The following is a 12,253-nucleotide window of genomic DNA, read 5'->3' as shown; positions in this document are numbered from 1 at the left end:
CGCGCGGCGTGTCGCGTACGCAAGTGGCATCTCGCGGGACGGGACGTGGGCGGCGGGCGCGGCGCGGTTGAAGGGTGGCGGCGGGTGCGCTAAAGTTCCTTGTTGGCTTGCGCTCCACCATTGGCGTGTGTGGAGTGATTCAGAAGCCGGCGACCTCCAGTCGCACCGGGATGGCGTTTCCACGCCACCGGAAGGGGCACTCCGTCGAGTAGCCGGCTGCACACACATCCGAGAAGAAGGTAATAGACGTGGCAAACATCAAGTCGCAGATCAAGCGCAACCTCACCAACAAGAAGGCGAACGAGCGCAACAAGGCCGTCAAGAGCGAGCTGAAGACCGCGGTCCGCGCGGTGCACTCCGCCATCGCCGCCGGCGACACCGAGAAGGCCGCCACCGCGCTCGCCTTCGCCGCCAAGAAGCTCGACAAGGCCTCGAGCAAGGGCGTCATCCACAAGAACCAGGCCGCGAACCGCAAGTCGGCCATCGCGAAGCAGGTCGCCGCGCTGTAAGGCTGCGTCTCACGGCAACGACGAAGGGTCCGGCCTCTGGCCGGGCCCTTCGTCGTTGCCGCTCGCCGTCGACGGACTCCTCGTTCCTCGTCGTCCGTCGCGCGGTCGGCTTCCCGAGGGGTCTCGCTGAGTGGAGCGGGTCGCGTTCCGGCTACGACGATTCGCTGGCACGCGAATCGCCTGTTCGCCTGCGAGGCCGCGGCTTGAGCCCACCGGCGCCGGCTCGCCAGGACATCACGCAGCACGAGCCCGCACGACCACATGCTGGTCGATCAGCCTGGAGGCGACCACATGCTGGTCGATCAGCCTGGAGGCGACCACCTGCTGGTCGAGTAGCCCCGCAGGGGCGTATCGAGACCCACCCACCGCAAGGACGTCCGGTAGCGTCGCCGTGACGGACGGCTCCCGCAGGGAGCTGCCCGGCGCGCGATCGGGGGATCATGACCAGCACGGAGACGGCGAAGCCGCTGAGCCAGGACAGGGCGATCCTCCTCGGACTGCTCGGGATGGTCGTCGTGCCGACCGCGATCGTGGTCGGCACGAACTCCTGGACGGAGCCGGAAGCCGCGGACTGGGTCAGGATGGCCCTCGGGTCGGTGATCGCCGCGCTCGTCTCGGTCGTCGCGGCCTGGTGGCTCGCCTTCGACCGCCGTCGCGCGCACGCTCCCGGCCGCACCTGGTTCTGGGGCGTCGCCTGCGTCTTCACGCTCGTCGCCGTCTCGACGATCTCCTCCGCCGCGGATCGACTCACCCGGCTGATCGAAGCGGGCTGAGACCGTGGGTGCTGACGGGTCGGATCTCGATACGCCCGCTCCGCGGGCTACTCGATCAGCATGAATCGGGTGCCGCCCGCCTGATGCTCGATCACCGCCGCCCGGCTGTGCTGGCCGAAAAGCTGCTGCTGCTGCTGGTCGTCGCTGCCCGTGCATGCTGGTCGAGTAGCCCCGCAGGGGCGTATCGAGACCCACCGCCCCCGGCAGGAGAAGTGCCGAACGTCAGACCCCGCGCGCCGAGATGACCGACACCATGCGCTCCAGCGCGAACACCGGATCGCGGGTCGCGCCCTTGACGTTCGCGTCCGCCTCCGCGACGGTCAGGATCGCCGTCCCCAGGCCGTCGCCGGTCCAGCCCGCCAGATCGCGGCGAGCGCGGTCCACCTGCCACGGCGCGAGGCCCAGCCGCGAGGCGATCTGACCGGACCCCTCACGGGACCCGGCGACCTTCGCCATCGTGCGCAGCTTGCTCGCGAACGCCGCGACGATCGGCACCGGGTCCGCACCCGACGCGAGCGCGTGCCGGAGCCCCAGCAGCGCCTCCCCGTGCCGGCCGGCGATCGCGGCATCGGCGACCGTGAACGCGGTGGTCTCGACGCGACCGCCGTAGTACTTCGCGACCGTCGCCTCGGTGATGTCTCCGGTGACGTCGGAGACGAGCTGCTGGCAGGCGGACGCGAGCTCGTCCAGGTCGTCGGAGAACGCCGATACCAGCGCCCGCACCGCACCGGTGGTCGCCGTACGCCCGGCCGTGCGGAACTCCGCGATCGCGAAGTCGACCTTGTCGCTCTCCCGCTTGAGCTCGGCGCAGACGATCTCGATGCCGCCGCCGGTCCCCGAGCGGATCGCGTCGAGCAGCTTCTTGCCGCGATTGCCTCCGCCGTGCCGGAGCACGACGGTCGCGCCGTCCGCGGGCTGGGCGAGGTACTCGATCATCTCGACGAGGAACGCGTCCGAGCACTTCTCGACGTTGGAGACGCGCAGCAGCCGCGGCTCGTCGAACAGCGACGGGCTCGCCAGCGTGAGCAGCTCTCCCGGCGCATAGCCGCCGGCGTCGATGTCGTTGACCTCGAGACTCGGGTCCTCGGCGCGCAGGAACTCGCGGAGGAACCGCAGTGCCCTATCGGCGAGGAACTGCTCGGGACCGGTGATCAGCACGATCGGAGCGGGTCGCGTCTGGTCCCACGCGAGCTGCGGGATCGCCGCCTTCGAGGGGGCCGCCTTGCCGCGCGCCGGGGCTCTGCCTGCCATGCCGTCGTCCTTCCGTGACCCTCGATTCTACGAGTCCGGAGACACGCGCTGGAGAAGCGAGGAGAGGACGCGCCGTCAGGACGGACCGCCCCGTCGCTGCCTCTCCAGGTACTTCCGTCGGTACCTGCGGGAATCGGAGAAGGCGCCGATCCCTGTTCCGATCAGCGCGACCGCGGAGACGACGATCCACCACGGCGGCTGGTGAGGCACCGCGGCCAGGAACAGGAGGAGTGCCACGTGGGCGAACATGACCAGAGAGATCGAGACGCCGGGTTGATCCTTCCGGAGTTCGGGTCGTTCCTTCCGAGTCACGCCGACTCCTTCTCCTCGTCACGCCACGTCGATCCCGTATCCAAGCAGTCGGCGACGTCCGCGACCGATCCGCGGCGCCACGCTGTCCACTCCGTCGCAAGACACCCGCGGATCGGGTTCCCGCAGCACCATCCTCCCCGGCGACCGGCGACCCTCGGCAGAGCACAGGCGTGATTGCACCTCCCTGGTCGTCCAGAGCGGCCACCTGCGCGGCGGCACCGCTCGTCCAGACCACGACCCCCTCGGGTCGCGAGGAGAGCAGCACCGTCCCCTCCAGGTCCGTCCGCAGGGCGCGGGTGCCGCGCTCGGCCAGTAGCGCGAGCAGCGAGGGCGTCGGATGGCCGTAGGTGTTGTCGGCGCCGACCGAGACGAGCCCGGTGCGGGCGCCGAGTGCGTCGTAGAGGGCGGGCGACTGGTCGGCGGAGCCGTGGTGCGCCACCTTCACGACGTCGACGCGGCCGGGATCCAGACGCGCGAGCCGCCCCTGCTCCTCGGCGCCGAGGTCGCCGAGCATGGCCAGGGACAGCGGCCCGCCGATCGCGTCCGCCGGGATGTCGATCCGCAGCGTCACGCTCGCCTCGTTGCCGCGGAGGGTGGTCCCCCGCTCCGGCCAGACGACCCGCCAGCGCAGCGAGCCGACCGAGCCGCTGTCGCCGCGCGCCGCCTCCTGCACCGCTGCCCCGCCGGACACGAGGTCGGCGCGATCGCGGGTGTCGCCCTCGTCCGCCACCGGGCCGACGAGCGCCTCGTCGACGCGACCGACGACGGCCGCCAGGCCGCCGACGTGGTCGAGGTCGTAGTGGGTGAGCAGCAGCAGCGCGAGGCGGTCGATGCCGAGCAGGTCGAGGCACGCGTCGAGCCGCTCCGGCAGCGGTCCGGTGTCGACGAGGACCACCCCGGCGTCGCCGCGGACCAGCACCGCGTCGCCCTGCCCGATGTCGCACATCGCCACCCGCCAGTCCGACGGGACGGCTCCGGAGCGCAGCAGCGGCGTCGCCACGCTCGACGCTCCCCCGACGACCAGCGCCCCGGCGAGCACGGTCGCCGCGACCTGTCGCGCCCGCGTGAGGCGACGCGAACGGGTGACGAGCAGCAGGGCGAGCACGGTCAGGACCATGAGCGCCAGCATCCCGCCGAGTCCGGGCAGCCAGGCGATGCGCGGAGACGGCCAGGTGGCGACGGCGCGCGCGATCGAGGCGATCCACCAGGCAGGTACGGCCGCGAGACGGATCGCGACATCGGCGCCACCCGGCCACCACGGCGCCAGGAGGCAGCCGATCAGCCCGAGTCCGGTGCCCACCGGCGCCGCCGGCTCGGCGAGCAGGTTCGCCAGCACCCCGTAGACCGGGATCGACGGGTCGATCAGCAGGACCGCGGGCTGGCAGGCCAGCTGGGCCGCCAGCGGGACCGCGACCACCAGCGCGAGCGGACGCGGCAGCACGTCGCCCAGCCGGTCCGCGATCGGCTCCGCCGCGAGCAGCAGCCCGCCCGTCGCCAGCACGGACAGCACGAAGCCGAGCCGCCCCGCGATCGCGGGATCGACGAGCATCAGCAGGACGACACTCGCCAGCAGTGCCGGGACCGCCGCACCCGACCGGCGTCCCAGACGCGCGAGCAGCACGACGCTCGCCATCACGGCCGCGCGGACGACGCTCGGCTCCGGAGTGACCAGCACGACGAACGCCGCGAGGACCGCCAGAGCCGAGACGGTGCGGAGCCGACGGCCGGCGCCGAGCAGCGCGGCGACGAGCCAGCCGGCCGCGACCACGACCGCGCAGTTCGCTCCGGACACCGCGGTGAGGTGAGTGAGCGAGGCGGTCCGCATGTCGTCCTCCAGATCGGACGACAGGGCGGAGGTGTCCCCGGTCGCGAGCCCGGGCAGCAGGCCGGCCACGTCTCCCCCGAGCACCGCGGTCCGCGCCAGGAAGCCCGAGCGCAGGACCTCCGCGACCGCCGCCACCCCCACGGGCGGACGCCGCTCGAGCACGGCGCTCGCCGTCAGGAGCGTGCTCTCGCCGACGACGCCCGGCTCCTCGGCCCGAGCCCGCAGCACCACCTCGGAGCCGACCGGCAGCCGCCCTCCGGGCTCGGCGAGGAACACCCGCACCGGCGCCGACATCGGCTGATCCTCCAGCTGCAGCGCGGTGCCGTCGAACCACACCCCACCGGTGACGAGCGGTCTCGCGGACGTCTCGACGCGGACGAGCACGGCCTCAGCCGCTCGGGACTCCGCGGCCGCCCGCAGCTCCGGCGGATGCCGCTCGGGAGTCGTGACGACGACGGAGGTGACGGCCAGCGCCGCTCCCCCCAACGCGACCGCGATCCCAGCCAGGACGACGGCCGCGCGGCGCCGACGGAGCACGCCGAGAGCCAGAACGGCGACGAGGCACACGGACCACGCGACCGTGCAGAGCAGCACCCCGCCGCCGAGGACGGCGGTGACCGGCAGCAGCCCGGTCGCCGCGGCCGCCGCCCAGGCCGAGAGTGCGAGCGGCAGCAGCCGCAGGTCCTGGGCCCGGATCACGGTGCCACCTGCTCGCGGAAGGCCTCGAGCGTCTTCTCGCCGACGCCGGGCACCTCCAGCAGCTGGTCGACCGAGGTGAACGGCCCGTGCTCCTCGCGGTAGGCGACGATCTTCGCCGCCGTCGCGGGCCCGATCTCGGGAAGCTCCTCGAGCTGTGCGGCCGTGGCCGTGCTCAAGCGGACGATCCCGCCCGCGCCGGCAGCACCTCCGGCGGCCCGAGCCGGGCCGCCCGGTGCGACCGCCGCACCCCGCTCCGGGACGAGGATCTGCTCGCCGTCCACGAGCCGGCGCGCGAGGTTCACGGCGGCCCGCTCGGCCGGCTCCGTGAAACCACCCGCCGCCGCGAGCGCATCGGCCACCCGCGCACCGGGATCGAGCAGATACAGGCCGGGCGCGGCGACCGCTCCGGCGACGTGCACGTAGAGCACCTCACCGGGGCTGCTGCTCGCCGCGGGCGTCGCGTTCCCTTCCGTGGACGAGGGCGCTCCGGACGGACCCGCCGCAGCAGTGACACCACCGGCCGGCGCGAGCACCTCCGTCCGGCCGCTCGCCCGCGTCCCGGCGAGGAGCACCGCGACGACCGCCGCCGCGATCACCAGCACCATCGCCGCACCGACCCCGATCCGCCAGCGCGAGCGCGCTCGCCGCGGACGGCGCAGCAGCCCCGCGGGGTCGTCGGCCTGGCTCGTCTGCTGCATCCGACGACGCTAGAGCGGCCCGGTTCGGGCGATTAGCGACTCCTGCGGTTCAGTGGACGAAGCTCGACATCCCGTCCTGTGGAGGACGCCCGACCCGACCGCTCAGAGCAGTCGCAGCCGCCCGACGATCTTGTCCACGCGATTCCTCGGCCCGATCAGACCGACCGCCAGGTACTCGACGAGCTCGGGCCCGGTCGCCCCGAGCACCTCGCGGTACTCGTCGTACACGCGGGTGTCCTGCGCGGCGGCGGGCATGTCGGCGACGAACGTCTCCTCGTGCGCCTCCGCCTTCGCCCGGATCGTCCGCAGCGTCGCCGCGTCGGCCGCGAGCACGGTGCAGCCCGCCCACGGCAGCCCCGGGTGCTCAGAGCCCGAGGCGTCCTGCGCCGCAGGACCGAGCAGTCCGGGCACCTGCGCGCCGGTCGCGGCCGCGACGCAGACGGCGGCGTTCACCGCCCGCCCGATCGGCAGCGCCTCGTCGACCACGACCACCCACTTCAGACGGGCGGAGCGGGTGGGCGCCGCGGTGTCGATCTCGTCCTCGGCGTAGCCGACCGGTGCCGTGCTCATCGTCGTCCCTCTCTGGTCGATCCTCCCGACCGGCCGCGCCCAAGATAGGCGGATGCGCGCGCGTGCCGCAGGATGTCCGTATGAACGACCAGCAGAACCGCGTTGGAGTGGTCCTCGACGCGATCGACATCGCCATCCTCCGCCTCCTCCAGTCGGATGCGCGGATGTCCAACCGCGACGTCGCCACCGCGATCGGCGTCTCCCCCACCACCTCGCTCGACCGCATGCGGCGCCTGCGCACCCGCGGCGTCATCCGCGGCACGACCCTCGACGTCGACCTCGCCGCGATCGGCCGCGGCGTCCAGGCGCTGATCGCCGTGCGCATCCGGCCGCCGTCCCGCGAGGTCATCGAATCGTTCCGCGACTGGGTCAGCGGCCTCGAGCATACCCTCGGCGTCTTCGTCACCGCCGGCAACGAGGACTTCATCATCCACGTCGCCGTCCGCGACAACGACGACCTCTACGCCTTCGTCATCGACCGCCTCACCGAGCGCCGCGAGGTCGCCGACGTCCGCACCTCGGTCGTCTACCAGCACATCCGCAACGGCGCCGTGCCGCCCGCCTGACAGCGCGTCACCGGCGGGAACGCCGAAGAGGCCCCTCCGCAGTGGAGGAGCCCCTTCGAGGTGAGCCGGTGCTCGGGAGGACCTAGGCCGGCTTCGTCACCAGGTTCACCAGGCGCGGTGCGCGGACGACGGCCGTGACCACCTCGCGGCCCTGCAGCGCCCGCGCGACACCGGTGGCCGCGCGGGCCTTCTGCTCGAGCTCGTCGGAGGAGATCTTCGGCGAGACCTCGATGCGGTCTCGGACCTTGCCGTCGACCTGGAGGATCGCGGTGACCTTCTCCTCGACCAGGAGCGTCGGGTCGGCCTTGCGCCAGAGCGCGTGCGCGACCGAGCCCTCGTAGCCGAGACGGTTCCACATGTCCTCGGCGGTGTACGGCGCGAACAGGTTGAGCGCCATCGCGACGACCTCGGTCGCCTCGCGGACGGCGGGGTCGCCCGCGCCGGCACCGGAGTCGATGACCTTGCGGGTCGCGTTGACCAGCTCCATCAGGCGCGCGACGACGACGTTGAACTTGAACGCCTCGATCAGCGAGGGCGACTCGGCGAGGAAGCGGTGCGTCTGCCGGCGCAGCGCCGCGTCGCCGTTCTTCCATTCCACGTCGGGCTTGGTCGTGACGTCCTTCGCCAGGCGCCAGGCGCGGGCGAGGAACTTCGCGCTGCCCGACGGCGAGACGTCGGCCCAGTCGATGTCGTCCTCGGGCGGGCCGGCGAACGCCATCGTCAAGCGCACGGCGTCGACGCCGAACTCGTCCAGCTGGTCGGAGAGGCGGACGATGTTGCCCTTCGACTTCGACATCGCGGCACCGTCCATCTGCACCATGCCCTGGTTGAGCAGCGCGGTGAACGGCTCGGTGAAGGAGACGTAGCCCAGGTCGAAGAGCACCTTGGTGATGAAGCGCGCGTAGAGCAGGTGCAGGATCGCGTGGGTGACGCCGCCGACGTACTGGTCGACGGGCGCCCACTTCTCGGCGAGCTTCGGGTCGAACGCCTGGGTGTCGTCCTTCGGCGAGAGGAAGCGGAGGAAGTACCACGAGGAGTCGACGAAGGTGTCCATCGTGTCCGGGTCGCGGCGCGCGGGGCTGCCGTCGTTCGGATTGGCGACGTTCACCCAGTCCTCCGCGGCACCGAGAGGCGAGGAGCCCTTCGGCTGCAGGTCCAGGCCGTCGGTCGAGGGCAGGCGCACAGGCAGCTGGTCCTCGGGGACCGGGATCAGCTCGCCGTTCTCGCCGTGGATGATCGGGATCGGCGTGCCCCAGTAGCGCTGGCGCGAGATCAGCCAGTCGCGCAGGCGGTAGTTCTTCGCCGAGCGGCCGCGGCCGCGCTCCTCGAGCAGCTTGATCACGCGCTCGATGGCGGTGCGCTTCGACAGTCCGTCGAGGGGTCCGGAATTGATCAGGCGGCCGTCGCCGGTCAGCGCCTCGCCGGTGGTGGCCGGGTCGAGCGAGTACTCCTTCTCGAGCGCGGCGAGCTCCTCCGGGTCCTTCGGGATGACCGGGATCGCGCCGGTGACCGAGGCGGTCGTGTCGACGACGACCCGCACGGGCAGGTCGAAGGCGCGGGCGAAGTCCAGGTCGCGCTGGTCGTGCGCGGGGACGGCCATCACCGCGCCGTGCCCGTAGTCGGACAGCACGTAGTCGGCCGACCAGATCGGCAGGCGCTCGCCATTGACGGGGTTGATCGCGTAGCGGCCGAGGAACACGCCGGTCTTCGGGCGGTCGACGGTGAGGCGCTCGATCTCGCTCGACTTCTGCACCTTCTCCAGGTAGCTCCGGAAGGCGGTCTGCAGCTCGGGCTCGGCGCCCTCGACCAGTTCGGCGGCCAGGTCGGAGTCGGGCGCGACCACCATGAAGGTCGCGCCGAAGAGGGTGTCGGGGCGCGTCGTGAAGACCGTGATCCGCTCCTCGCGGCCCTCGATCTCGAACTCGACGTCGGCGCCGATCGAGCGGCCGATCCAGTTGCGCTGCATGGCGATGACCTTCGACGGCCAGGAGCCCTCGAGCTGGTTGAGGTCGTCGAGCAGGCGGTCGGCGTAGTCGGTGATCTTGAAGTACCACTGGGTGAGCTTCTTCTTCACGACGACGGCGCCGGAGCGCTCCGAGGTGCCGTCGGCGAGGACCTGCTCGTTCGCGAGGACGGTCTGGTCCACCGGGTCCCAGTTCACCCAGCTGTCCTTGCGGTACGCGAGGCCCTTCTCGTACATCTTGAGGAACAGCCACTGGTTCCACTTGTAGTACTCGGGGTCGGAGGTGTGCAGCACGCGGTCCCAGTCGAAGGACGCGGCGTAGCGCTTCATCGAGCGCTTCTGCTGCTCGATGTTGTCGTAGGTCCAGGTGACCGGGTTGAGGCCGCGCTTGATCGCCGCGTTCTCGGCGGGCAGGCCGAAGCTGTCCCAGCCGATCGGGTGCAGCACGTTGAAGCCCTGCTGGCGCCAGTAGCGCGCGATGACGTCGCCCAGCGCGTACGCCTCCGCGTGGCCCATGTGCAGGTCGCCGGAGGGGTACGGGAACATGTCCAGCACGTACTTGCGCGGGCGCTTGTCGGTGGAGTCGCCGGTCGCGAACGGCCGGGTCTCCTCCCAGATCGGGAGCCACTTCTCCTGGAGCGCGCGGAAGTCGTAACGCTCCTCGTCGGTCGGGCCGGTCTGCTGGGAGGTCTCTTCTGCCACAGGTGTGTCCTACTTCTGTGAGGGTGGGGGTGGGCGCGCGCTCGGAGGGCGCCTGCGTCCGACCAACAACCCTACTGGCCTCTAGCGACCGGGCGACGACTCCGCCGTGACGTGCAGGTCGACTCCGAGCGCGGCCAGCAGCGCACGGGCCTTGAGGCGGGTCTCCTCCACCTCCTCGTCCGCGACGGAGAGAGCGGTGATGCCCCCGCCGGTGCCGATCCTGGCGCGGGCGCCGTCGAGCACGAGGGTGCGGATGGTCATCGCGAGATCGAGCGACCCGTCGCCGCCGAGGCGGCCGAACGCGCCGGCGTAGAGACCGCGCGGCCCGGCCTCCCACTCGCGCAGGAGCTCGATCGCGCGGCGCTTCGGCGCTCCCGTCATCGATCCGGCGGGGAAGGTCGCGGCGAGCAGCTCGGCCGGTCCGACGCCGGGCGCGAGCTGCGCCGACACCTCGCTCACCAGCTGGTGCACGTGCGGATAGGTCTCGATCTCGAGGAGGCGGTCCACCTGCACCGAGGCGGGAGCGGCGATGCGGGCCAGGTCGTTCCGCACGAGGTCGACGATCATCACGTTCTCGGCGCGCTCCTTGACGCTCGCGAGCAGCTCGGCCCGCAGCTCCGCGTCGACGACGGGGTCGGCGCTGCGGGTCCGGGTGCCCTTGATCGGATGCGTGGCGACGCGGCCGTCGGCCGTGACGTCGAGGAAGCGCTCGGGCGAGGCACTGACGAGGGCGAGCCCGCCGACCCGGATCAGTCCGCCGTGGTGGCTCGGGCTCGAGCGGCGGAGGCGCCGGTACGCCTCCAGCGGGTCGAACGCGCCCTCGACCACCACCTCGTTGGTGAGGCAGAGCTGGTAGGCGTCACCCGCGCGGATCGCGGCCTGGCAGTGGGCGATCAACGCTCGGTACCGCTCGGGACCGTGCCGCCACTCGGCGGGCCCGGACGGCTCCGCGTCGCGCGGCTCGCCGGCGTCGGCCGGGGTCTCGGCGAGCGCCGTCAGGGCTCGCTCCAGCCGCCGCGCCTCCGGCTCCCGCTCCGGGGAGGAAACGAGGTGCAGGGTCCGCCGGGCGTGGTCGAACTCGAGCACCGGATCGCCCCGGATCAGCGCGAGCGCGGGCGGAGCGTCCCCACCGACGGGTGCAGGCGGAAGGGCGACGAACGGCGCACCCGCCTCGTAGGCGATCCAGCCGTACCGGCCGAGCGCCCGATCGCCGGTGCGCTCCGCCGCGACGGCGGCGAGCGCCGTCGACACGTCCGCGCCGGGCCCGACCGTCAGCACGTCGTCCGAGGATCCGAGGAAGGAGAGGCCCTCGACAGCGTCGCGGCCGGAGTCGAGCCAGAAGGAGGCGTCCGCCGAGGCGAACAAGTCGAGGTATGCTCGCTCGGGATCGACCCAGGTCAGCTGCCGCCGGGCGGCAGGAACCTCGGGGAGCGCGGCCACTGGGCTAGCGTAGGCCGTCATGGACGGCGAGCTGGTGCGGGTCTGGGAGGGGCACGAGCTCGGTCCCGCGGTCGACGCTCCGGCCGGCGCCCTCCTCGCGGCCGACTCCTGGCTGGTGTCGGCGGGCCGCGTCCGCGGTCTCGAGCTGCACCGGGAGCGGTTCCTGGGCGCGCTCAGCGACGCCGGGCGACCCGTCGGCGGAGACCCCGACGACGCCGAGGCGTTCCTCGACGCCGCGATCGCGGCGCTCCCCCGCACCGGCGACTCCTTCCCCCGCGTCGAGCTCACCGCCGAGGGTCTGCGCCTCCGGCTGCGCCCTGCCCCGCCGCGGGGCCGCACCGTCGTCCTCTGGACCAGCCCCGTGGATCCGCGCCGCACCCCGGAGCGCAAGGGACCCGACATCGCACGGCTGGCACTCCTGCGCTCCCGTGCTCTCGCCGCCGGCGCGGACGAGGCCGTGATCCTCGGTGCCGACGGCGCCGTGATCGACGGTGCCTCGAGCGCTGTGCTCTGGTGGCTCGGCGACGCGCTGGTCGTCCCGCCCGCGAGCAGCCGCCGGGTCCGGAGCGTGACGGCCCGCACGGTCTCCGTGCTCGCGCGCGCACTGGGAGTCGATGTGATCGAGGCCCCGGCTGAACCGATGGACCTCGACGGCCGCGAGGTGTGGACGGCGAACGCGCTGCACGGCCTGCGACTGGCCACGGGCTGGGTCGACGGACCGGCGCTCGCCGCGGTTCCGGGCCGGCTCGACGCCTGGCGCCGGCGCCTGGACGCCCTCCGCCGTCCCCTCCCCTGACTCGCACGAAGCGGCGGGACGGACGGCGTGCCAAGGACCGGTCACCGCGCGCCGATCGATCGTCGTGCGCACCCGCTCGCGTCAGGATCGAGGCAGTCCGCTCGTGATGCCGCCCTCACCCCGACGGCGCCCATCTCTCGAGAAGGAAC

At 72.5% G+C, this 12,253-nt stretch carries 10 protein-coding genes; 4 read left to right on the top strand and 6 right to left on the bottom strand.

The annotated features are described in order from the left end of the window. Positions 1 to 248: 248 nt before the first annotated feature. Both rpsT and MT350_RS05205 read left to right on the top strand, forming a co-directional pair. Positions 249 to 509, top strand: a complete 261-nt coding sequence (gene rpsT / locus MT350_RS05210) for a 30S ribosomal protein S20 (protein WP_123445612.1) — start codon at positions 249 to 251, stop codon at positions 507 to 509. Between the two features lie 440 nt (positions 510 to 949). Then, positions 950 to 1,282: a hypothetical protein gene (locus MT350_RS05205; RefSeq protein WP_243599046.1), complete on the top strand. Its 333-nt coding sequence runs from the start codon at positions 950 to 952 to the stop codon at positions 1,280 to 1,282. 222 nt (positions 1,283 to 1,504) lie between these two features. On the opposite strand, the gene holA is transcribed toward MT350_RS05205, so the two are convergent. The 4 genes from holA to MT350_RS05185 all read right to left on the bottom strand — a co-directional run bounded on the left by holA (position 1,505) and on the right by MT350_RS05185 (position 6,637). Then, positions 1,505 to 2,482 (bottom strand): DNA polymerase III subunit delta, encoded by a 978-nt coding sequence (gene holA / locus MT350_RS05200; RefSeq protein ID WP_243599289.1) that lies wholly within the window; start codon positions 2,480 to 2,482, stop codon positions 1,505 to 1,507. Next, positions 2,403 to 5,369 (bottom strand): ComEC/Rec2 family competence protein, encoded by a 2,967-nt coding sequence (locus MT350_RS20385; RefSeq protein ID WP_243615503.1) that lies wholly within the window; start codon positions 5,367 to 5,369, stop codon positions 2,403 to 2,405. The genes holA and MT350_RS20385 overlap by 80 nt, the downstream gene beginning before the upstream one ends. Next, a complete protein-coding gene (locus tag MT350_RS05190) occupies positions 5,366 to 6,067 on the bottom strand; it encodes a ComEA family DNA-binding protein (protein WP_243615502.1) in 702 nt (233 codons plus the stop codon). Before MT350_RS05190 ends, MT350_RS20385 begins: the two co-directional genes overlap by 4 nt. A 102-nt stretch (positions 6,068 to 6,169) precedes the next feature. Then, positions 6,170 to 6,637 carry a DUF2000 domain-containing protein gene (locus MT350_RS05185; protein ID WP_243615501.1) on the bottom strand — a complete coding sequence of 156 codons (468 nt, stop codon included), beginning with the start codon at positions 6,635 to 6,637 and terminating at the stop codon, positions 6,170 to 6,172. Between the two features lie 80 nt (positions 6,638 to 6,717). On the opposite strand from MT350_RS05185, the gene MT350_RS05180 reads away from it, so the two are divergent. Then, a complete protein-coding gene (locus MT350_RS05180; RefSeq protein ID WP_243615500.1) occupies positions 6,718 to 7,203 on the top strand; it encodes an Lrp/AsnC family transcriptional regulator in 486 nt (161 codons plus the stop codon). Positions 7,204 to 7,285: 82 nt separating this feature from the next. Here the strand turns inward: MT350_RS05180 and leuS are convergent, their stop codons facing one another. Next, on the bottom strand, positions 7,286 to 9,868 hold the full coding sequence (gene leuS, locus MT350_RS05175; protein WP_243615499.1) for a leucine--tRNA ligase: 2,583 nt from the start codon (positions 9,866 to 9,868) through the stop codon (positions 7,286 to 7,288). 81 nt (positions 9,869 to 9,949) lie between these two features. After that, entirely contained in the window at positions 9,950 to 11,308 is a 1,359-nt protein-coding gene (locus MT350_RS05170) for an anthranilate synthase component I family protein (protein ID WP_243599040.1), read from the bottom strand. Positions 11,309 to 11,327: 19 nt separating this feature from the next. On the opposite strand from MT350_RS05170, the gene MT350_RS05165 reads away from it, so the two are divergent. After that, the gene (locus tag MT350_RS05165) at positions 11,328 to 12,104 is read left to right on the top strand and encodes an aminotransferase class IV (protein ID WP_243599039.1); all 777 of its coding nucleotides are present in this window, start codon (positions 11,328 to 11,330) and stop codon (positions 12,102 to 12,104) included. Positions 12,105 to 12,253: the final 149 nt, after the last annotated feature.

Source organism: Rathayibacter sp. VKM Ac-2928, assembly GCF_022815545.1.
GTDB classification, from domain to species: Bacteria; Actinomycetota; Actinomycetes; order Actinomycetales; family Microbacteriaceae; genus Rathayibacter; species Rathayibacter festucae.
This window is presented reverse-complemented; position numbering and strand designations above follow the sequence as displayed.

Coding starts and splice junctions, on each gene's coding strand:
- MT350_RS05205 (WP_243599046.1), top strand. CDS start 950: ATGACCAGCACGGAGACGGCGAAGCCGCTGAGCCAGGACAGGGCGATC.
- MT350_RS05190 (WP_243615502.1), bottom strand. CDS start 6,067: ATGCAGCAGACGAGCCAGGCCGACGACCCCGCGGGGCTGCTGCGCCGT.
- MT350_RS05185 (WP_243615501.1), bottom strand. CDS start 6,637: ATGAGCACGGCACCGGTCGGCTACGCCGAGGACGAGATCGACACCGCG.
- MT350_RS05180 (WP_243615500.1), top strand. CDS start 6,718: ATGAACGACCAGCAGAACCGCGTTGGAGTGGTCCTCGACGCGATCGAC.
- MT350_RS05165 (WP_243599039.1), top strand. CDS start 11,328: ATGGACGGCGAGCTGGTGCGGGTCTGGGAGGGGCACGAGCTCGGTCCC.